General features: G+C 75.8%; 20 protein-coding genes and 1 pseudogene. 15 read left to right on the forward strand and 6 right to left on the reverse strand.

The features are described from left to right. Positions 1–45: 45 nt before the first annotated feature. Together LN037_RS20910 and LN037_RS20915 are read right to left on the reverse strand one after the other, a co-directional pair. On the reverse strand, positions 46–1,272 hold the full coding sequence (locus LN037_RS20910) for a saccharopine dehydrogenase family protein (RefSeq protein ID WP_230756266.1): 1,227 nt from the start codon (positions 1,270–1,272) through the stop codon (positions 46–48). Between the two features lie 9 nt (positions 1,273–1,281). Beyond that, positions 1,282–1,749, reverse strand: coding sequence for a nitroreductase/quinone reductase family protein (locus LN037_RS20915; RefSeq protein WP_230756268.1), 468 nt, complete (start codon positions 1,747–1,749; stop codon positions 1,282–1,284). 105 nt (positions 1,750–1,854) lie between these two features. Between LN037_RS20915 and LN037_RS20920 the strand changes: the two genes are divergently transcribed. Further along, entirely contained in the window at positions 1,855–2,496 is a 642-nt protein-coding gene (locus LN037_RS20920; protein ID WP_230756270.1) for a TetR/AcrR family transcriptional regulator, read from the forward strand. Here the strand turns inward: LN037_RS20920 and LN037_RS20925 are convergent. After that, entirely contained in the window at positions 2,493–2,954 is a 462-nt protein-coding gene (locus tag LN037_RS20925; RefSeq protein WP_230756272.1) for an MSMEG_3727 family PQQ-associated protein, read from the reverse strand. The two genes, LN037_RS20920 and LN037_RS20925, sit on opposite strands and share 4 nt — an antisense overlap. A gap of 164 nt (positions 2,955–3,118) precedes the next feature. Between LN037_RS20925 and LN037_RS20930 the strand changes: the two genes are divergently transcribed. Then, positions 3,119–3,622, forward strand: coding sequence for a CinA family protein (locus tag LN037_RS20930; protein WP_230756274.1), 504 nt, complete (start codon positions 3,119–3,121; stop codon positions 3,620–3,622). Here the strand turns inward: LN037_RS20930 and LN037_RS20935 are convergent. Further along, positions 3,619–4,212 (reverse strand): TetR/AcrR family transcriptional regulator, encoded by a 594-nt coding sequence (locus LN037_RS20935; RefSeq protein WP_230756276.1) that lies wholly within the window; start codon positions 4,210–4,212, stop codon positions 3,619–3,621. The genes LN037_RS20930 and LN037_RS20935 overlap by 4 nt on opposite strands. Positions 4,213–4,268: 56 nt before the next feature. Between LN037_RS20935 and LN037_RS20940 the strand changes: the two are divergent. Then, positions 4,269–4,955: pseudogene (locus LN037_RS20940) on the forward strand (alpha/beta fold hydrolase); the annotation flags it as partial. A 55-nt stretch (positions 4,956–5,010) separates the two neighbouring features. Here the strand turns inward: LN037_RS20940 and LN037_RS20945 are convergent. Then, entirely contained in the window at positions 5,011–6,393 is a 1,383-nt protein-coding gene (locus tag LN037_RS20945) for a mycothione reductase (RefSeq protein WP_230756278.1), read from the reverse strand. 374 nt (positions 6,394–6,767) lie between these two features. On the opposite strand from LN037_RS20945, the gene LN037_RS20950 reads away from it, so the two are divergent. The 6 genes from LN037_RS20950 (at position 6,768) to LN037_RS20975 (ending at position 13,208) form a co-directional block, all read left to right on the forward strand. Then, positions 6,768–7,640: a S1 family peptidase gene (locus LN037_RS20950; RefSeq protein ID WP_230756280.1), complete on the forward strand. Its 873-nt coding sequence runs from the start codon at positions 6,768–6,770 to the stop codon at positions 7,638–7,640. Positions 7,641–7,798: 158 nt separating this feature from the next. Next, a complete protein-coding gene (locus LN037_RS20955) occupies positions 7,799–8,596 on the forward strand; it encodes a siderophore-interacting protein (protein WP_230756287.1) in 798 nt (265 codons plus the stop codon). Between the two features lie 64 nt (positions 8,597–8,660). Further along, positions 8,661–10,802, forward strand: coding sequence for a VWA domain-containing protein (locus LN037_RS20960; RefSeq protein ID WP_230756289.1), 2,142 nt, complete (start codon positions 8,661–8,663; stop codon positions 10,800–10,802). A 20-nt stretch (positions 10,803–10,822) separates the two neighbouring features. Then, positions 10,823–11,437, forward strand: a complete 615-nt coding sequence (cobO, locus tag LN037_RS20965) for a cob(I)yrinic acid a,c-diamide adenosyltransferase (protein WP_230756291.1) — start codon at positions 10,823–10,825, stop codon at positions 11,435–11,437. Positions 11,438–11,439: 2 nt separating this feature from the next. Then, positions 11,440–12,870, forward strand: a complete 1,431-nt coding sequence (locus tag LN037_RS20970; RefSeq protein ID WP_230756570.1) for a cobyrinic acid a,c-diamide synthase CobB — start codon at positions 11,440–11,442, stop codon at positions 12,868–12,870. Positions 12,871–12,881: 11 nt separating this feature from the next. After that, entirely contained in the window at positions 12,882–13,208 is a 327-nt protein-coding gene (locus tag LN037_RS20975) for a cobalamin biosynthesis protein (RefSeq protein WP_230756293.1), read from the forward strand. A gap of 13 nt (positions 13,209–13,221) precedes the next feature. On the opposite strand, the gene LN037_RS20980 is transcribed toward LN037_RS20975, so the two are convergent. Then, on the reverse strand, positions 13,222–14,616 hold the full coding sequence (locus LN037_RS20980) for an alpha/beta fold hydrolase (protein ID WP_230756295.1): 1,395 nt from the start codon (positions 14,614–14,616) through the stop codon (positions 13,222–13,224). Between the two features lie 95 nt (positions 14,617–14,711). Between LN037_RS20980 and LN037_RS20985 the strand changes: the two genes are divergently transcribed. The 6 genes from LN037_RS20985 to LN037_RS21010 all read left to right on the forward strand — a co-directional run bounded on the left by LN037_RS20985 (position 14,712) and on the right by LN037_RS21010 (position 20,927). Beyond that, positions 14,712–15,878, forward strand: coding sequence for an ATP-grasp domain-containing protein (locus LN037_RS20985; protein WP_230756296.1), 1,167 nt, complete (start codon positions 14,712–14,714; stop codon positions 15,876–15,878). Between the two features lie 85 nt (positions 15,879–15,963). Next, positions 15,964–16,764, forward strand: coding sequence for a hypothetical protein (locus tag LN037_RS20990; RefSeq protein WP_230756297.1), 801 nt, complete (start codon positions 15,964–15,966; stop codon positions 16,762–16,764). Then, the gene (locus tag LN037_RS20995; protein WP_372460506.1) at positions 16,761–17,810 is read left to right on the forward strand and encodes a PLP-dependent cysteine synthase family protein; all 1,050 of its coding nucleotides are present in this window, start codon (positions 16,761–16,763) and stop codon (positions 17,808–17,810) included. Before LN037_RS20990 ends, LN037_RS20995 begins: the two co-directional genes overlap by 4 nt. Next, a complete protein-coding gene (locus LN037_RS21000; RefSeq protein WP_230756298.1) occupies positions 17,807–18,919 on the forward strand; it encodes an enolase C-terminal domain-like protein in 1,113 nt (370 codons plus the stop codon). Before LN037_RS20995 ends, LN037_RS21000 begins: the two co-directional genes overlap by 4 nt. Next, positions 18,916–20,133 (forward strand): MFS transporter, encoded by a 1,218-nt coding sequence (locus LN037_RS21005; protein WP_230756299.1) that lies wholly within the window; start codon positions 18,916–18,918, stop codon positions 20,131–20,133. The genes LN037_RS21000 and LN037_RS21005 overlap by 4 nt, the downstream gene beginning before the upstream one ends. Further along, positions 20,130–20,927, forward strand: coding sequence for a class I SAM-dependent methyltransferase (locus LN037_RS21010; RefSeq protein WP_230756300.1), 798 nt, complete (start codon positions 20,130–20,132; stop codon positions 20,925–20,927). The genes LN037_RS21005 and LN037_RS21010 overlap by 4 nt, the downstream gene beginning before the upstream one ends. Positions 20,928–20,964 lie beyond the last annotated feature (37 nt).

A 20,964-nucleotide genomic window follows, 5' to 3' on the forward strand; every position in this document is an offset into this window, starting at 1 on the left:
CGGTAGACCTGCCGTCGACGAGGGTGGCCCCGCGACGACGGTCGGTCAGGAGGCGCGGGCGGCCTCGTAGACGTGCCCGGCCGTGCGCAGGCGCTCGACCAGGGCCGGCCCCATCGCGGTGGCGGGCGTCAGCGAGCCGCTGCGCGCGGGGAGCCGGTCGCCGTCGAGGGCGAGGCAGAGCACCGACTCGCCGAGCATGACCGCGGTCGCGGCGTACCCGGGGTCGCCCGAGCCGGAGACGCGGCCGGTGTAGTGGGCACCCGTCGTCGTGACGGCGTCGAGGTCGTGGCGGAACCAGCCCTTGCGGCGGGTCTCCTCCGACGGGCCCTCGCCGGGCTTGGGCAGGACGCGGTCGAGCACCTGGCGGGCCCCCGGCGTCGCGAACCCGGCGAGCATCGCGCCGAGACCGGCGGTGACCGCCCCGGCCGTGACGGCCCCGACCGGACCCGAGCCGGCGGCCATCACCTCGCCGTAGCGCAGGCCCTTGCCGTAGGAGTAGCCGGCGACGGCGTTGGAACGGCGCACGATGCGCGTGTTGTACGACGCCATGACGAACGGCGCCGCCCACGTGCCGTCGGGCAGCCGGTGCGGAGCCGGGTTGTCGCTGGGCTGGCGGGTGTCCGGCTCGCTGTCGCGCTCGGGGGAGAGGCCGTACGGGTCGCGCAGCAGCCGCGCCGTCGACCGGTCGGCCTTCACGGTGTCGGCGATGCCGCGCATCGAGTCGACGGTGCCGCCGGACACGCCGCCGCGGACCCGGGCGACGGCCGTGACGTCGGTCAGCTCGCCCTCGCCGTCGGCCTGCACCTGGGCGTGCAGGAGCAGGACGCCGAGGTCGGACGGCACGGAGTCGTAGCCGCACGAGTGCACGATCCGCGCGCCCGTCCGCTGCGCGACCGCGTCGGTCGCGTCGATGGCCGCGCGGGCGAAGGTGATCTCACCGGTCAGGTCCGCGTAGTGCGTCCCGGCCGCCGCGGCCGCCTCGACCAGCGGCAGCCCGAACTTCGCGTACGGGCCGACGGTGGTCGCGACCGCCGTCGTCGACGCCACCATCGCGTCGAGGGCCGCACGGTCGGTGGAGTCGGCCACGATCAGCGGCCAGTCGGAGCCGGGCGCCGGGAGCTCGGAGCGCACCTTCTCCAGCTTCTCCCGCGACCGTCCGGCCAGCGCGATGCGCGTACCGGTCGGGGCGTGCCGCGCGAGGTAGTCCGCGGTCAGTGCTCCCACGAAGCTGGTGGCCCCGTAGAGGACGACGTCGTGCTCGCGCTCGCTCATCCCCGCACGCTATCGGCGGGAGGCGGGCTCTGCCGATGTGACGACGAAGACGGGGTGGCGCGAGGCGGCCGCGGCCAGGTCGGCGTCGGAGGAGTCGGCGGACACCCCGTCGAAGAACGCGCCGACCTCCCACGCCCAGACCCTCAGATACGCCCGCAGGACCGGCACGATCTCGGTCGGCTCCGTCAGCTCGCGGACGGTGATCCGCTCGGTCCGGCGCCCGACGGTCAGCTCGCCCTCGCCGGCGACCCGGATGTTGCGGACCCACTGCGTCCGCCCGCGCGCGGCGACCAGGTAGCGGCGTCCGTCGAGCGGCAGCGGGTTCACCGGCGTCGTCCGCAGCTCGCCGCTGACCCGGCCGCGTACGCCCAGGACGGCCGACCCGGCGAGGGAGAGGCCGCGCCGGGTGAGGAAGCTGACCAGCGGGTTCATGACGCGACGGGTCAGGACGCCGGGCTGCTGGGAGTGGACGGTCATGGCCGGACCTCTCGCTGTGAGCGCTGCTCTCGAATTCGACGAGAGCAATGCTCTCTCCGTGCGCGAGAGGTGTCAAGAGCAGTGCTCTCTGACATGCTGGGTCGCATGCCGACCCGCCAGGAGCACCGCGCCGAGACGACCGAGCGGATCCTCGCGGCGGCCCGTGCGGAGCTCGCCCGCGTCGGCGCGGCGGCGCTGTCGCTGCGGGCGGTCACCCGCGAGGTCGGCATGGTGTCCTCGGCGGTCTACCGCTACTTCCCGAGCCGCGACGAGCTGCTCACCGCCCTGATCATCGAGGCCTACGACGCGGTCGGGGAGGCGGCCGAGTCCGCCGACCACGACGGGCCGGCGCTCGAGCGCTGGGTGTCGGTGTGGCGGGCCGTCCGGCGGTGGGCCGGCGAGCACCCGGCCCAGTACGCCCTGATCTACGGCTCCCCGGTGCCGGGCTACGCGGCGCCGCCGGACACGCTGCCCGCCGCCGGGCGGGTCGGCGCCGTGCTGGTGCGCATCGCCGCCGGGCACGGCACCGTGCCGGACCCCGGACCCGTCGTCCGGAACGCCCTGGCCGTCGACCTGCTCCCGGACCTGACCGCGGAGCTCGCCCCGGCCGCGATCGCGGCCTGGACGCAGCTCTTCGGGACGGTCGGCTTCGAGCTGTTCGGGCAGTACGACAACGTGGTCCTCGACCGCGACGCGTTCTTCGACCACGTGGCCCGGACGACCGGGGCCGCCTGCGGGATCGGCTAGGGGCGGGGCTGCGGCGGCCGGTCGAGCTTCGCGGAGTCCGGGACCTCGCCGCCCATGACGAGGGCGCCGGTGAGCCCGCGGCCCTCGTCGTTGCCGGTGGTGGAGCCGTAGTAGTAGGCGCCGGGGCCGTCGAGGTCGAGGCGGGCCACGCCCTTCGAGTGGTTCACCAGCCAGATCAGCTTCGGGTCGCCGTTGCACGGCAGCAGCGCGCAGTGCGTGTTCTTGTCGTCGTTGATCAGGGTCAGCTCGACGGTGCCCCCGTGCGGGAAGACGAGGATCGCCGGCTCCCAGACCAGCTCGTCCTCGGGGATGCGCACGGTGGCGCGCATGACGCCGTCCGCGCCCTCCTCGGCGTGACCGATGCTCCCGGTCCCGAGCATCCGCCCCAGGGTGGTCCGGTTCTGCCCGTCCAGCCCCGCCTCGCGCAGCACGGTGTCGCGGTCGTCCGTCGTGGTCATCGTGCGCTCCTCGCCTCGGGAGCCTCGCATGATCCAGGTCACACGGGCCCGGATCCAGTGGTCCCCGAGTCGGTGGCGGACAACGGGGTGACTCCGGTTTCGACGGCGGCCCGTGGTGGTCATCCGCCGCGGTCGTCGACGACGTGGAGACCGGGAGGTAGTCGGTGGACGAGGCCAGGGATCGGGCGCCCGACGAGGAGCCCGGGGATCTCGCCCAGGAGATCAGCGAGGGGGCGAGCCGGGACGGGCGGCGGATCGCCGTGGTGGAGTCGCTGACCGGCGGGCTCGTGTCGAGCGACCTCGCGGCCGCCTCCGGGTCGAGCGAGTGGTTCCGCGGGGGCGTCGTCGCCTACGACCGGACCACCAAGCACGGCGTGCTGAAGGTGCCCGACGGTCCCGTCGTCGCCGAGCCCGCCGTCCGCGCGATGGCCGAGAACGCCGCCGAGATGTTCGGCGCGGACGTGGTCGTCGCGGTCTCCGGCGCCGGCGGCCCCGACCCGCAGGACGACCAGCCCCCGGGCACGGTCTGGTTCGCGGTCAGCGACCACGGGCGCACCGATGCCTGGGTCAAGCGGTTCCCCGGCGACCCGCCGGACGTGCTGAAGGCGACCCGGATCGAGGCGCTGCACGCCCTGCGCGAGCACACCGCGGCGGCGCACGCCGACTAGGGGGCGAGCACGGCGCGCCAGTGCTCGCGCAGGGCCCGCCCCGCGGCGGCCGTGTCGACCGAGTCCGGCGCGACGAGGTACTGCAGCGCCAGTCCGCGCAGCTCCGCCAGGACGATCGCCGCGACGACCGCGGGGTCGACGTCGGCGCGGACCGCGCCGGCCGCACGGCCGGCCTCGACGTCCGCGGCGATGTCGGCGCGGAAGAGGGCGTCGCGCTCGCGGAACACCGGCCCCAGGTCGGGCGAGGCCACCGACTCGGCCCACAGCACGAGGAACGCCCGCGAGAGCGACCCGATCCCGTCGACCGCGCCGAGGTAGCCCTCCACCAGGGCGAGCAGCCGGTCCGGACCCGGGTCGATGTCGTCGAGCCCCGGCACGAAGCCGGCCTGGCTCGCCGTCACCAGGGCCTCGACGAGAGCCTGCTTCGAGCCGAAGTGGTGGGTGACGATGCCGCGGCTGTAGCCCGCCCGGCGCCCGACCTCGGCGAGCGTCACCGACGACAGCCCGGACTCCACGACGAGGTCGGCGGTCGCGGTCAGCAACGCCCGCTCGGTCGTCTCCCGCCGCTCCTGCTGGGTTCTGCGTTCCACGGCCGGAGCATATCGTGCTAACTTGCGTGTCAGCCGACAAGTAAGTGAGGGACGAGATGACGACGGTGTTCGTGCACGGCAACCCCATGACGACGGCGGTGTGGGAGGGGCTGCTCGCCGAGCTCGGGTGCGAGGACGTGCGGCTGCTCTCCCCGCCCGGCTTCGGCGCGCCGCTGCCCGCCGGGTTCGACGTCTCCCCGGCCGGCTACCGCGACTGGCTGGTGGGCGAGCTGGAGCGCCTCGACGGCCCGGTCGACCTCGTGGGGCACGACTGGGGCGGGGCCCACGTCGTGCGCGTGGCGATGGACCGCCCCGACCTGCTCCGCAGCTGGGTGAGCGACGCGCTCGGCGTCTACCACCCCGATCACGCCTGGCACGAGCTCGCGGTCACCTGGCAGACCCCCGGCGCGGGGGAGGAGCAGGTCGCCACGCTGGCGGACCGGGCGGCCTGGGCCGCGCGCCTGGCCGCCCGGGGCATGCCGCTCGCCGTCGCCGAGCGCGTCGTCGACGGGTACGACCCATCGCTCGCGCCGGCGATCCTCGGCCTCTACCGGTCGGCGGCCCAGCCGGTCATGGCCGAGGCCGGGCGACGGCTGGAGCGGGCCGCGGCCCGGCCGGGGCTGGCCGTCCTGGCCACGGGGGACCCGGTCGCCGGGCCGCTGCGGCAGCGCCGGGAGGCCGCGGCCCGCGCCGGCGCGCAGGTCGGGGTCCTCGAGGGCGTCGGGCACTGGTGGCCCGCCCGCTACCCCGTCCGGGCGGCCCAGCTCCTGCGACGGTTCTGGGCCTCGCTCGACACCGTCACGACGACAGTGGGAGCCCCAGCAGTGCGTTCTCGATCAGTTCGGGCAGTGCCGGGTGGATCCAGTACTGCCCGGTGGCGACCTCCTGTGCGGTCTGGCCGAACACCATGGCCTGCACGAGTACCTGGATCAGCGAGGACGCCTGTGGCCCCATGAGGTGGGCGCCGAGCAGCTCGCCGGACGGCGAGGCGAGCACCTTCGCGAACCCGGTCCCGTCCTCCATCGCCCAGCCGAAGGCGACGTCGCCGTAGGCCTGCACCTTCGAGACGTAGGCCGTCCCCGCGTCGCGCAGGTCCTGTTCCCGGGCGCCGACCGCGGCGACCTGCGGGTCGGTGAACACGGCCGAGGGCACGAACCGGTGGCTCGTGGCGCGCGGGGCGTCGGGGTGCAGCAGGTTGTGCTGCACGACCTTGGCCTCGTGGTTCGCGACGTGCTTGAGCTGGAACGGCGAGCTGACGTCCCCGAGGGCGTAGATGCCGTCGACCGGCGTGCGCTGGTACCCGTCGACCTCGATCCGCCCGTCGGTGGTCAGCTGCAGGCCGGTCTTCTCGACGTCGAGCCGGTCGCCGTTGGGCTTGCGGCCGGTGGCCACGAGGAGGGCGTCGCCCTCGATCCGGCCGCCGTCGGGGCAGGTCAGCACGATCGTGCCGTCGGCGCGCTGCTCGGCCCCGGTGGGCTCGGCGTCCAGGTGGACGTTCCAGCGCTCCTGCGCGAGGCGCGTGAAGCGTTCGGAGACCAGCTCGTCCTGCTCCCGCAGCAGCGCCGGGCCGCGCGTGACGACGGTGACCTCGGTGCCGAGCGCCGAGAACACGTGCGCGAACTCGCACGCGATGTAGCCGCCGCCGACGATCGTCAGGCGGCGCGGGAGCTCCGGCAGGCGCATGACGTCGTCGGAGGTGTGGAAGGGCACGCCCGACTCCGCGATCACCGGCGGCACGGTGGGGCGCGAGCCGGCGGCGATGACGATGCGGTCGGCGGTGACGGTCTCGCCCTCGCCACCCGCCGTCGGGGTGATCGAGAGCTCGCGCTCGCCGGTGAACACCGCGTGTCCCTGGTACACGGTGACGTTCGAGCACTCCTGGTCGCGGTAGCGCAGACCGCCCGCGGAGATCGGGTCGATCCGGCCGAAGACGCGGTCGCGGATGTCCGGCCAGCGGACCCGGTCGATGCTCGCGTCGACGCCGTAGGTGCTCGCGCGCCGGATCGTCTCGGCGACGTCGGAGGCGTAGACGTACATCTTCGTCGGGATGCACCCGACGTTGAGGCAGGTCCCGCCGAACACGCCGTGCTCGACGATCGCCACGTCGAGGTCGTCGAAGCGGGAGTCGAGGATCGAGTTGCCCGATCCCGAGCCGATGATCACGAGGTCGTGGTGGGGCACGCGCCCCACTGTATTGAGCCCTGTCGTCCGGGGCTCGTCCGTCGGACGGTCGGTCGTGTCTCGTGCGTCTCGGCAACGCTGCGTAGTTGTCACCACTCGCCGCCGCTCGTCGCCGGTGAGCGGCTCCCGACGACCGTTCATCGCGGAGTTCTCACTCGGCGGGGTCGTTTGTCGCCAAAAATCGACCGTTCGTCGTCGCTCGGCGGGGCGAACTCGCCCCCGTCGACTTGTTGGCGCCCGCCGATCTCTGGTGATGTCTGCTCCGACGGACGGTGAGCGGTACGCCGGACGGTCCCCGAGAGGGGGCGGCGGAACAGCGGTGCGTGAGCGGAGGCGGGATGCGGGAACGAACGCACGGACGGCACCGTGCCGAGGTGGCCCGGCGTCCGGGGGCGGGCGCGGGCCCGGTCGTGCGGTGGGCGTCGCTGGTCACCTCGACCGCGGTGCTGGTGCTCGCGGTCGTGGCGGTGGGGCTGGTCGGGTTCGGGGGGCGCAGCTCGGCGGTGACGACGGGGAGCACGGGCGACGACCCGGGCGGCAGCGGCGGGGACGGGGTGGCGCAGGCCCGCATCGTGGGCGGGGAGCGGACGACGACCGCCGACGAGCCGTGGGTCGTCTACCTGACCGACGCCTCGGGCTTCCAGTTCTGCGGCGGCACGCTCGTGGCGCCGACCAAGGTGGTCACGGCCGCGCACTGCACCGCGTCGGCGCCCGACCGGAAGATCTTCGCGGTCGTCGGGCGGGACGACAAGGACTCGAAGAGCGGCCGGTCGGTGTCGGTGACGAAGACCTGGGTCAGTCCCTCGTTCAGCGCCGTGGGCAACGGGCTCGACGTCTCCGTGCTCACCCTCGCCGAGGCGGTGTCCACCCCGACGCTCCCGTTGGCCACGAGCGCCGACTCCGCGCTCTACGGTCCCGGCACCGCGGCCCGCATCTACGGCTGGGGTGCCACCTCGGAGAACGGCTCGCCGTCGCGGTACCTGCTCGGGGCGACCGTGCCGATCCGCGACGACTCCTACTGCCGGTCCTCCGCCTCCTCCTACGACCCGAAGCTGCTCACCTGCGCGGGCTTCGACTCCGGCGGCGTGGACACCTGCCAGGGCGACTCGGGCGGCCCGCTGGTCGCCGGCGGCAAGCTCATCGGTATCACCAGCTTCGGCGACGGGTGCGCCCGGGCGGGCAAGCCCGGCTACTACACCCGCGTCGGCGCGAACACGGCGCTGATCGAGAAGCAGATCGCCTCGTAGCCGGGAGGTCGTGGCGATCGCAGGACATCCCGGGTCGGAGGGCAGACCGGACGGGGGGAGCGAGGGCGGATCGGCGGGCAGGCCGGTCCGCCCTCGGTCGTTCCCCCTGCGGAGGCGCTGAAGTAAGGTGAGCCTCACCTAAACGAGAGGGTGAGGGCATGGCGAAGGGCGGACCGGGACACCGGCTCGAGGTGCTCCGCAGCGAGCAGTTGACCCCGCACCTGCGGCGGGTCGTGCTCGGCGGGCCCGGGCTCGCGGGGATCGAGGACAACGGCTTCACCGACCGGTACGTGAAGCTCGCCTTCCGGCGGCCGGGCGTGGCCTACGACGAGCCGCTCGACGTCGGGGCGGTGCGCGCGGAGCGCCCGCGCGACGAGTGGCCCATCTCGCGGACCTACACGGTGCGCGCGCTCGACCACGCCGCCGGCGAGATGACGATCGACTTCGTGGTGCACGGCGACACCGGTGTGGCGGGCCCGTGGGCGCTCGCGGCGCGGCCGGGCGACGAGCTGATCCTGCTCGGACCCGGCGGGGCGTACGCGCCCGCGGCCGACGTCGACGCCCACGTGCTGATCGGGGACGAGGCGGCGCTGCCGGCGATCGCGGCCGCTTGCGAGCGGATCGCGGCGGGCACGCCGGTGCACGTGTACCTCGAGGTCGACGGCCCGGCCGACGAGCTCCCGCTGGCCTGCGACGGCGACCTCACGGTGCGCTGGGTGCACCGGGAGGCGGGGGAGACGCTGGTCGACGTGGTGCGCGCCGCGGCGTGGCCGGCGGGACGGGTGCAGGCGTTCGTGCACGGCGAGACCGGGTCCATGAAGGCGCTGCGCGGACTCCTGCGGGACGAGTTGGGCGTGCCGAAGGAGCTGCTCTCGATCTCCGGCTACTGGCGCCGCGGGATGGACGAGGAGGGTTTCCAGGCCGACAAGCGCGCCGGGAACGGGGTCGCCGCGTAGCGGAGGCGCACATCTCAGCGGTGGCTGAGATGAGACTCCCGACGCCGGGTTAGGGTCGCGTCCCGTGGCGTTCCCCTTCTCGGCCGTCGTCGGCCATCCCGACCTGCGGCTCGCGCTGCTGCTCTCCGCCGTCGACCCGGGGATCGGCGGGGTGCTGGTGCGCGGGGAGAAGGGCACCGCCAAGTCGACGATCGTCCGGGCGCTCGCGACGCTCCTGCCCGAGGTCGAGGTGCGGGCCGGCGACCGGTTCGGCGTCGACGTGGAGGCCGGCGAGGAGAGCCCGGACGGCCCGTTCGGACCCGACGCCCCCGTCGAGCGACGGCCCGCCCGGCTGGTCGAACTGCCGGTCGGCGCGTCCGAGGACCGGCTGATCGGCTCGCTGGACCTGCAGGAGGTCCTCGCCCACGGCCGCGGCTCGGTGCAGCCCGGCCTGCTCGCGCTCGCGCACCGCGGCGTGCTCTACGTCGACGAGGTCAACCTCCTGCACGACCACCTCGTCGACCTCCTGCTCGACGCCGCCGCCTCCGGCCGCTCGCACGTCGAGCGCGACGGCGTCTCGTTCACCCACCCCGCGCGGTTCCTCCTGGTCGGCACGATGAACCCGGAGGAGGGGGAGCTGCGCCCGCAGCTGCTCGACCGCTTCGGGCTCACGGTCCGGGTCGAGGCCTCGCGGGCGGTCGCCGAGCGCACCGAGGTGGTCCGCCGTCGGCTCGCCCACGACGCCGACCCGACCGGCTTCGCAGCGCGCTTCGCCCCCGACGAGGACGCCCTGCGCGCGCAGCTCGCCGACGCGCGGGCGCGGCTCGGGTCGGTCGCGCTGACCGACCGCGAACTGGTCCGCATCTCCGCGGTCTGCGCGTTCGTCGAGGTCGACGGCATGCGCGCGGACGTCGTGGTGGCGCGGACCGCCGTGGCGCACGCGGCCTGGCGTGGGGCGGCCGCGGTCGACGTCGACGACGTCCGCGCCGCCGCCCGCCTCGCCCTCCCGCACCGGCGCCGTCGCGACCCGTTCGACGAGCCGCACCTCTCCGACGAGGAGCTGGAGAAGGCGCTCGAGGCGGCCGAGCAGGCGGTGCAGGACCTCGACGACGAGGACACCACCGACGAGGACACGGACGAGGGCCCCGACGACGATCCCGACGACGGGCCGGGCGGCGCGGGTCCCGACGGGCCCGAGGAGCCGCAGGGTCCGGACGACGGGTCCGGGGCGGCGGCCCCCGGGACCGGTGAGGGGAGCGCCGAGGGACCACGGGGCGGTGGCGCATCCGGGTCGGGGCGACCCGGTCCGGCCGAGGCGCCGGCGCCCCCGACCCGCCCCGACCCGGCGTCGGGAACGGGCGACGACACCCCGGCGGGCGCCGAGGCGCCGATGACCCCGGTCGGTGCCCCGCAGCGCGTGCGGCTGAAGAGCCGCCGGTTCGAGGTGCACGGCGTCGGCGAGGGCGTGCCCGGTCGGCGCTCGCGGGCGCGCGGCCGACGCGGCCGGACGGTGCGCGCGGTCGCGGAGGCCCCGGAGTCGGGCCCGGCACCGCACGTGCCGGCCACGGTGATCGCGAGCGTGCGCTCCGGTCGGCGTGGTCGGCCGGGGCCGGACGACCTCCGGCACGCCCACCGCGAGGGCCGCGAGGGCAACCTCGTGCTGTTCTGCGTCGACGCGTCCGGCTCGATGGCGGCACGCACGCGGATGACGGCGGTGACGGGCGCGGTCGACGCGCTGCTGCGGGACGCGTACCAACGGCGGGACAAGGTCGGGGTCGTGACCTTCAACGGCACCGGCGCGGCCGTCGCCCTGCCGCCGACCTCGAGCGTCCACACCGCGCACGCCCGCCTCGCCGACCTGCGCACCGGCGGCCGGACCCCGCTCGCCGAGGGGCTGCGCACCGCCCGCCGGGTCCTGCGCGCCGAGCGGGTGCGCGACCCGCGGCGGCGCGGGCTGCTGATCGTGCTGACCGACGGCCGCGCGACCGTCGGCGGACCGCGACCCCTCGACGCCGCCCTCGACGCGGCCCGCGGCCTGGCCCGCGAGGCCGGACCGGGGCGCGGCGGCGCGGCCATGAGCACGGTGGTCGTCGACTGCGAGTCCGGGCACGTCCGCCTCGGCCTCGCCGGCCGGATCGCCGGCGCGGCCGCCGGTGCGATCGTGACCCTCGACGAACTGACCGGTGACAGCGTCGCCGCGGTGGCCCGGACCGCCGTCGGCGTCTAGTCGGATCACCAGGAGGAAACGTGCCCCAGGGCGTCCCCACCACCGTTCCCGCGGACGGGCTCACCACCCGCCAGCGCCGCCGGCGCCCCCTGCTCGTGGTGCACACGGGCGTCAACAAGGGCAAGTCGACCGCGGCCTTCGGCCTGGCGCTGCGGCAGTGGACGGCGGGCAACTCGGTCGCCGTGTTCCAGTTCGTGAAGTCGGCGAAGTGGCGCGTCGGCGAGGAGACCGCCCTCAAGGCCCTCGGCGAGCTGCACACCTCGACCGGCCAGGGCGGCCCGGTGGAGTGGCACAAGATGGGCGAGGGCTGGTCGTGGAGCCGGAAGGCGGGCTCCGAGGAGGACCACGCCGAGGCCGCCCGCGAGGGCTGGGCGGAGATCCGGCGCCGGCTCGAGGGCGCCGCGCACGACTTCTACGTCCTCGACGAGTTCACCTACCCGCTGAAGTGGGGCTGGATCGACACGGACGAGGTCGTCGAGGTGGTCCGGAACCGGCCGGGGTTCCAGCACGTCGTGATCACCGGTCGGGACGCACCGCCGGCCCTGGTCGAGGCGGCCGACCTCGTCACCGAGATGTCCAAGATCAAGCACCCGATGGACGCGGGCCAGAAGGGCCAGAAGGGCATCGAGTGGTAGTCCTGCCCCCGCGGGTCGTCATCGCGGCCCCGTCGTCGGGCAGCGGGAAGACGACGATCACGACGGGGCTGCTGGGTGCGCTGGCGGCCCGCGGCACGGTGCCGGCGCCGTTCAAGATCGGTCCCGACTACGTCGACCCCGGCTACCACGCGCTCGCCGCCGGCCGTCCCGGGCGCAACCTCGACCCGGTGCTCTGCGGCGTCGACCGGCTCGCGCCGCTCGTGGCGCACGGGGCGACGGGGGCGGCGCTCGCGGTCGTCGAGGGCGTGATGGGCCTGTTCGACGGTCGGCTCGCCCCGGGTGGCTGGTCCGGTGACAGCAAAGCGTCACTGCTTGCACCCAGTGACAGCAACGACGCTTTCCTGCCACCGGAGCGGAGCCGGCCCGACGACGGCTCCACCGCCCACGTCGCGCGCGTGCTCGAAGCCCCCGTGGTGCTCGTGGTCGACGCGCGCGGCCAGCACCGGTCGATCGCGGCGCTGCTGCACGGGTTCCGCACGTTCGACCCGGCCGTCGCGCCGGCCGGCGTCATCCTCAACCGGGTCGGCACCGAGCGGCACGCGGACGCGCTCCGGGCGGCGTGCGCGGAGGTCGGGGTGCCGGTGCTGGGCGTGGTGCCGCGGCGCGCCGAGCTCGCCGTGCCCTCGCGCCACCTCGGTTTGATCACCGCCGCCGAGCACGGCGCCGACGCCCGCGCGGCCGTCGACGCGATGACCGCGCTCGTCGCCGCCCACGTCGACCTCGACGCCGTCGAACGGCTCGCTCGCAGCGCGCCCGCCACGCCCGTCGAGGCGTGGGACCCGGTGCTCGAGGTCGGCCCGACCGACCGGCGTGCGCGCCGTGTCGTCGCGGTCGCGGGCGGTCCCGCGTTCACCTTCGGCTACCCCGAGCACGCCGAGCTCCTGCAGGCCGCCGGGGGAGAGGTCGTCGTCGTGGACCCCCTGCGCGACGAGGCGCTGCCCGAGCGCACGGCCGGCCTCGTCCTGCCCGGCGGGTTCCCCGAGGAGCACCTCGAGGACCTCTCGGCGAACGTCGCGCTGCGCTCCGCGGTCGAGGCCTTCGCGACGGCGGGTGGGGCGGTCCACGCGGAGTGCGGCGGTCTGCTGTACCTGGGCCGTTCGCTGGACGGGTCGCCGATGTGCGGGGTGCTCGACGCCGACGCCGCGATGGGCCCGCGCCTGACGCTCGGCTACCGGACGGCGACGGCCGTCGCGGACTCGCCGGTCGCGGCGGCGGGCGAGACCGTGACCGGGCACGAGTTCCACCGCACCGTCACCACCCCGCGGGCCGGGTCGACGCCCGCCTGGTCGTGGGACGACACCACCGAGGGCTTCGTGCAGGGCTCCGTCCACGCCTCCTACCTGCACACGCACCCCGCCGGCCGTCCGGAGGCGGTGCGGCGGTTCGTGGCCGGGTTGGTCGGGCCGCCGTGATCGTGCTGGGCGTGGGGGTGGAACCGGGGACGCCGGTCGAGTACCTCGTCGAGGCGGTCGGCTCCCTGTCCTACGACGTCGTCGCCACGATCGACCGGCGCCTCGGCGAGCCCGCGATCGACGCCGTGGCCGCCGGCCGGAAGCTCCTCACCTACACGACGGCCGAGCTGGACGCCGTCGACGTCCCCCACCCGTCGGCCGTCGTCCGGCGCCTCACCGGGACCGGCTCCGTCGCCGAGGCGGCCGCGATCCTGGCCGCGCGCGAGCTGGGCGGCGCGGGGGAGCTCGTCGTCGAGAAGCAGCGGGGCCGGATGGTGACGGTGGCGCTGGCGCGGTGATCCGGCGGCTCCGTCAGCACGCGGTCTCCGGCGGCAACGTCCCGTCGACGAGGAACCGCGCGACCGCGGAGTCCACGCACGGGTTCCGCTGCGAGGCGAACAGGCCGTGCGAGCGCGCGTCGGGGTCGAGCACCATCGGCGAGCCGGGGAAGCGCCCCTGCATGCGGCGGGCGCCGGCGAGCGGGGTCGTCGGGTCGAGGCCGGCCTGCGTGAACAGCACGCGGGCGGACGACCCGAACCGCACCGGTTCGCGGGGCGGTGACCACGAGGGGCACGGCAGGGTCTCGAGCCCGGTGAGCACCGGGGGCGGCCAGGCCGTGAGCAGGTCCGCGACGTCCGCCCCGACCCGGGACGCGGACGGCAGGGGCGAGTCCGCGCACACGGTCGCCCGGTTCGCGGCCTGCCGGGACCGCTCCGACCCGTCGTCGGGAACCCGGAGCGCGTCGAGCGGCGCGGGGTCGCCGGCCCGCAGGGCCGCCAGGGCGTCCGCGAACGGCGCCCAGCGCTCGGTGCGCGAGAGCGTCCGGTACACGACCGCGTCGAACTCGGCCGGGCCCAGCGCCCCCACGGGCAACGACCCCCGCGCCGCCGCGTAGGCCGTGACCACCGCGCCCGCGTCGACGCCCCACCGGCCGGCCGTGAACGAGAACCAGGCGTCGCGTGCCGCCAGCATCGCCCGTGCCTGCTCGTGGCCGAAGGCCGTCCAGTCCTCGGGCCCGACGGTGGAGTCCAGCACCATCCGACCGACGTGCGCCGGGAAGAGCGTCGCGTACGAGGCCCCCAGCCACGTGCCGTAGGAGACGCCGAGGAACGACAGGCGGGGCTCGCCCAGCGCGGACCGGAGCAGGTCCATGTCCCGCGCGGTCGCCGCGGTGCCCAGGTCGGCCCGCGCCGGACCGACCGCCGCCGCGCAGTCGGCCGCCAGCGCCGCACCCCGCGCCGTCAGTCCCGCCGGTCCGAGCGCGACCGGGTCGGGCGCCGGGTGGTCGAACAGTCCACCCGCGGGACCGCATCCGATGCCCGCGCTGCGCCCGGTACCGCGTGGGTCGAAGCCGACGACGTCGTACGCGGCGGTCACCGCGTCCGGCATCTTCGCCGCCTTCTCGACGCCGTAGTCCAGCCCCGCCGAGCCGGGCCCGCCCGGGTTCACCACCAGCGCGCCGCGTCGGACGCCGGTCGCGGGCAGGACGGACACGGCGACGTCGAGCGTCGGACCGTCGGGGGAGGCGTGGTCGTGGGGCACGCGCAGCACCCCGCACCGCGCCTGGTCACCGCGCGGACCGGCCTCGACGACGTCGGCGGGACACGGCCCCCAGGCGACGGACGGTGACGACGGCGGAGTCTCGTTCGAGCATCCCGCGACGAGCAGTCCGCCGAGCACGAGCGCGAGACATCGTCCGACCTGCATCTGTGAGCAGTACCCCCGACCCCTTGCCGAATTATTGAACATGATTACCGTTCCCTGACCATAGCGGACAGTGACGTCGGGGAACGGGAGCACACGTGGGTCACCTGGTCGTGATCGAGAGCTGGGTCGGGGCGATGAGCCGGTTGCTGCCCCGGGCGATCCGGGAGGCGGGGCACCGCTTCACGTTCGTCACCCGGGACCTGCACCACTACCTGCGCAGCGCCCCGGCCGGGTCGACCCACCCGCTGCTCACCGCGGACCACGTCCTGACCCTCGACACGAACGACGCGCCGCGGCTCGTCGAGGAGCTCGCCGCCCTGGCGCCCCGGCTCGGGTTCGACGGCGTGCTCTCGTCCTGCGACTACTACCTGGAGACCGTCGCCCTCGTCGCCGATCGCCTCGGCCTGCCCGGCGCCCCTCCGGAGGCCATGCGCGCCGCGTGCCGCAAGGACGAGACCCGCCGCGTCCTGCGGGACCTCCCCGGACCCCGCTGGGCGATCGCCCGGGACCGGACGGATCTCCTCGACGCCGCGCGGGACGTCGGCTTCCCGCTCGTGGTCAAGCCCGTCGACCTCTGCGCGGGGATGTTCGTCCGCCGCGTCGACGACGAGGCCGCCCTGCTCGCCGCCGCCGACGCCGCCGCGGCCTTCCCCGTCAACGCCCGGGGCCAGCAGCGCGCCCCGCAGCTGCTGTGCGAGGAGCTGCTGGTCGGGCCCGAGGTCAGCGTCGAGACCGCCACCGCGGGCGGCGTCACGACGGTCGTCGGGGTCACCGACAAGGTCCTGACCGGGGCGCCGTGGTTCGTCGAGGTCGGCCACCAGTTCCCGGCCGCGCTCGACGCCGCCACCGCGCGGGCCGCGGCCGAGCTCGCCCGGGCGGCCGTCGACGGCCTCGGGCTCGACCACACGGTCGCCCACACCGAGGTCAAGCTGACCGCGGACGGCCCGAAGCTCGTCGAGGTCAACCCGCGCCCGGCCGGCAACCGCATCACCGAGCTGGTCCGCCGCGTCACCGGCGTCGACCTCGCCCGGGCGCACGCCGAGGTGGCGCTGGGCCGCACGCCGGACCTCACCCCGGTCGCCACCGGCACCGCCAGCGCCGCGGTGCGCTTCCTCGTCCCGGAGCGGGAGGGCGAGCTGGTCGCGGTCGAGGGCACCGAGGGCCTCGCCGACCGGGAGGGGTCGTCGAGGCGGAGTTCCCGACGGCGGGTCGGCGGGCCGGCGACGGCCGCAGCAACAACCACTACCTCGGCCACGTCATGACCGTCGCCGCCGGTCCCGACGCCGCGGCGGACGCGACGGCGGTGCTCGACGAGGTCGTCCTGCGCTACGGCGCCCCGGTGTCGGTGTGAGCGCCCCCGCCACGACCGCCCTCGCGCGCGTCACCGCCGCCGCGCCCGACCCCGGCGACGCCCGCGTCTCCACGGCCTTCGTCACGCGCCAGGGCGTGCGGCACGACGGCCGCCGCGGCGGCTACCGCAACGAGGTGCTCTCGGTCCGCGTCGGCGCGGCCGTCGGCTCCTGCGCGGTGCCACCCGGCAGCCTCGCGGGCGCGGCGGGCGACGCCGTGCTCGACCGCGTCGTCGGCGGTCCCGTCGCCGACCTCCTCGGCGACCCCGACCCCGCCGTGCGCACCGCCGTGCTCGACGCCCACCTCGCCGACCGGCGCGCCCTCGGCGACGGCGACGGCGGGTGGCCCGTCGAGCTGCCGGCCGGGAGCTCGGTGACCAAGTCGACCGCGCGCGCCGCCGCGGTCGCCGACCTCGTCCCGCTGCGGACGGGCCGCGTCCTCGTCGTCGGCGTCGTGAACTCCCTGCTCGCGGCCCTGCGCGACCGCGGGCTCGACCCCGTCCCGTGCGACCGGCTCGGCGGCACCACCGAGTGGGGCGAGCCGATCCGCACCGGGTTCGGCGACGACTGGGACGCCGCGCTCGTCACCGGCATGACCCTGCCCGACGGCGGGTTCGACGACCTGCTCGCGACGGCCGCGGGCCGCCCGCTGGCGGTGTTCGCCCAGACCGGCGCGGCCGTGTTCCGGGCGCTCGTCGCGGAGGGGGCCGTCTGCGCGCTCTCGGCCGAGCCCTACCCCTTCTTCTGGCTCGACGGCGGCCCGACCCGGCTGCACGTCTACCGGGGGTGGACGACGTGAGCGCGCCCGCCCTGCTCGACCTGCTCACCCCGACCCCGGTGCTGCGCATCGGCACCCCGACGCGCGGCTGGTGGGCCAAGCTGGAGGGTCACGGCGCCGGCGGGATGAAGGTCCGCGCGGCGCTGTCCATGCTGCGCGGCGCGCGGGCCCGCGGGGACCTCGCGCCCGGCGGCACCGTCGTGGAGTCCACGAGCGGCACGCTCGGGATCGGCCTGCTCTACGCCGCCCGCGCGCTCGGCCACGACGTCGTCCTCGTCGTCGACGCCGACCTCGAGCCGTCGATGCGCGCCCTGCTCACCGCGCACGGCGCGCGCCTCGAGGTCGTCGCCCGTCCCCATCCCGACGGCGGGTGGCAGCAGGCCCGGCTCGACCGCGTGCACCGGGTCCTGGCCGGCCTGCCCGACGCCTGGTGGCCCGACCAGTACGACAACCCCGACAACCCCGCCGGCTACGTCGCCCTCGCCGACGAGCTCGACCACCAGCTGCCCGACCCGCCGGACGTGCTCGTCTGCAGCGTCGGCACCGGTGGGCACAGCGCCGGGATCGGGCGGCGTCTCCGGGAGCGGCACCCCGACCTGCGGGTGATCGGCGTGGACACCGTCGGCTCGACGATCTTCGGCCAGCCCGCGCGGCCGCAGCTGATGCGCGGGCTCGGCAGCAGCATCCACCCGCGCAACGTCGACCACGACGTGTTCGACGAGGTGCACTGGGTCGGCCCGGCCGAGGCGGTCGACTCGTGCCGCCGGCTCGCCCGCACCACGTTCGTCACCGGCGGGTGGAGCACCGGCGCGGTGGCCCGCGTCGCCGACTGGGTCGCGCGCCGCGAGCCGGGCGCGGTCGTCGCGACCGTCTTCCCCGACGGACCGCACCGCTACCTGCACACGATCTTCGACGACGCCTGGTGCGGCGAGCACCTCCCCGGTCCGCCCACGCGGCTGCCCGTCGAGATCCCGCACCCCGAGGCGGTCGAGGTCGTCGGCGGCTGGGCCCGCTGCCGCCACGTCGTCGTGCCCCGGGGCGCCCGGCAGCTCGAGGCCACCGCATGAGGCTCACCCACGAGACCGTCACGCTGCGCCTCGCCGAGCCGTTCCGCATCTCGCGGTCGGTCACCACCGCGCGCGAGGCGGTCGTCGTCACCGTTCACGACGACGGGTCGCGCGGCTCCGGCGAGGTCGTCACCAGCGTCCGGCGGGCGCTCGACGCGTCGACGATCCGCGCTGCCGTGGACGCCCTGGACGGACGGTTCGGGTCGGTGGAGGACCTCGTCGCGGGCCTGCCGACGCTGCTCGCCGAGGGCGTCCCGACCGGGGTCGTCGACGCGCTCGACGCCGCGGCACTGGACCACACCGGCCGTCGGGACGGGCTCCCGGCGCACGCGCTGCTGGACGCGCCGGCCTGGTCGGGCACGCCCACCGCCGCGACCATCGGGCTCGTCGACGCGGAGACGGCCCTCGCGCGCACGGACGCCCTGGTCGGCCGGGGCTTCGACCTGCTGAAGATCAAGGCGGGCGCGCCCGACCCGGGTGACGACCTCGCGCGGGTCGCCGCCGTGCGCGCCGCCGCACCGGGCGCGCGGCTGCTCGTCGACCCCAACGGCGGGTGGGCGCCCGCGCTCGCCGTCGAGCTGCTCGAGGGCCTGGCGGGGCTGCTGGTCGAGGCGGTCGAGCAGCCGACCGCGCCCGGCCGTCCCGCCGACCTGGGCTGGGTCGCGGAGCGGGTGCCGATGCCGGTGATCGCGGACGAGGACGCCGCGACGGTCGCCGACCTGGACGTGCTGCCGCCCGGGCTCGCCGTCAACGTCAAGCTCGCCGAGTGCGGGGGCGCCCGGGCCGCCCGGGCCATGATCGCCCGCGCCCACGCCGAGGGCCGCGACGTGATGCTCGGCTGCCTGGCCGCGAGCTCGCTGGGCCTCGCGCCCGCGACCGCCCTCGCCGGACTGGCCCGCTGGGTCGACCTCGACGGCCACCTCCTGCTCGCCGACGACCCGTGGACCGGGCTCGGCGGCGAGGACGGTCGCCTGGTGCCGGGGGAGCCGGTCGGGCTGGGGGTGCGGCGGGCCGGGCAGGTCGGTGGTCGCCCGGGCGTCAGCGGTGGCACACGGCGCACGTCCAGCGTCAGCGGTGGGCCACGGCTGACACCGGGGGCCGACCGATGATCGCCACCCTCCGCTCGGTGCGCAGCTTCCCGCGCGCCGTGCAGGTCCTGCTGCTCAACCAGCTCGGGGTGAACACCGGCTTCTACCTGCTCGTGCCGTACCTGTCGGGCTACCTGGGCGGGGAGCTCGGGTTGTCGGCGGCCCTGGTCGGCGTGGTGCTCGGCGTCCGGAACCTGTCCCAGCAGGGGCTGTTCCTCGTGGGCGGGTCGGCCGCGGACCGACTGGGTGCACGCGGGGTCATCATCGCCGGCTGCGCGCTGCGGACGGTGGGGTTCGGGCTGTTCGCGCTCGGCGAGTCGGTGCCGATCCTGTTCGCGGCGGCGATCCTGTCCGGGCTCGCGGGCGCCCTGTTCAACCCCGCCGTGCGGGCCTACCTGTCGCAGGAGGCGGGGGAGCGCAAGGCCGAGGCGTTCGCGCTGTTCAACGTCTTCGCCAACACCGGCGCGCTGCTCGGGCCGCTGCTCGGCGGGGTGCTGCTGCTGGTCGGGTTCCGGCTCTCCGCGATCGTCGCCGCGGTCCTGTTCGCGCTGCTGACGATCTGGCAGCTCGCCGTGCTGCCGGTCCGCCGGATCGAGCCGAGCGGGACGACGGTCGGCGGCGACTGGCGGGAGGTCCTCACCTGCCGGCCGTTCCTCGCCTTCACGCTCGCGATGGTCGGCATGTTCGCCCTGCAGAACCAGCTCTACCTGCTGCTGCCCCTGCAGGCCGCGGAGCTCACGGGGTCGGCGAGCCCGGTCGCCGTGATCTTCGCGGTGGTCACGCTGCTCAACCTCGGGCTGCAGGTGCGCCTGACCCGCCGGCTCGACGCGGCCCCGCGGGCGACGACGATCGCGGCGGGGCTCGCCGTCATGGGGCTGGCGTTCCTGCTGCCGGCCCTCCTCGCGCCGCTGGTCCCGCCGGGGCTCGTCGGGCTCGTCCCGGTCCTGCTCGCGGCCGCGGTGTTCTCGGTCGGGCTGATGATCGCCCAGCCGTTCGTCAACGCGCTGATCGGCTCGTTCACCCGGCCCGGCCTGTCCGGCACCTGCTTCGGCGTCTTCTACCTGGCGTCGGGGATCACCGCGGCCGCGGCGAACGCGCTCATCGGCTGGGCCGTCGACGCGGCCGGTTCGCCCGTCGCGTGGCTGCCCGCCGTCGTCTGTGCGGCCTTCGGGTTCGGGTCCGCCCTCGCCGCGCGCCTGCTCGCCACGCGCCTGCCCCAGGAGGTCCCCACATGAGCACGCTGCTGCTCGACCGCCCCGAGCTCTACGAGGCGTGGTTCCCCGACCCGGACGCCACGGCGGCGCGCTTCGTCGCCGACGTGGCCGTGCGCTTCGGTGCCCCCGGGGAGCGCCTGCTCGACGCCGGGTGCGGCACCGGCCGCGACGCCGCCGCGCTCGCCGCGCGGGGCTGGACGGCGAGCGCCCTCGACCTCGCGCCGGCGATGGTCGAGCACGTCCGGCGGCACCACCGGGCGGTCGACGCGCACCAGGGTGACCTGCGCACGCTCGACCTCGGTCGGGCCTTCGACGTCGTCTCCTGCCTCGACTCGACGCTGCTCGCCCTGCACGACACCGCCGACCTGCTCGCCGCGCTGCGCCGGGTCGCCGCGCACCTCGTGCCCGGCGGGCTGTTCGTCGCCGAGATGCGCAACGGCGCCTTCCTGCTCACCGCCGCCGCGCACCGCGACCTGCTCGGCGGCGAGACCGAGCGGGTCCGCACCCACGACGGCGTCGCCTACACCGCCCGCACGTTGCTCGCGGTCGACCACGCGGCCCAACTGCTCCGGCGTCGGAGGACCTGGACGTGGCCCGGCGGCGAGCACACCGAGCACACCGCGTGGCGCCTGCTGTTCCCCCGGGAGCTCACCGACCTGCTCGACCGCGCCGGGTTCGACGTGCTCGCCCTCTTCGACACCCCCGGCCCCCGCACCGACGAGCCCTGGCACCCCGACGCCGCGCTCGGCACCGCCCTGACCCGCGACCGGCTGCACGTCGTGGCCCGCCGTCGAGACCTGGAGGAGACCTCGTGACGAGCCGTCGAGGACACGAGCGTGGCGCGCCGCTGAC

This window comes from Actinomycetospora soli, from assembly GCF_021026295.1.
GTDB classification, from domain to species: domain Bacteria; phylum Actinomycetota; class Actinomycetes; order Mycobacteriales; family Pseudonocardiaceae; genus Actinomycetospora; species Actinomycetospora soli.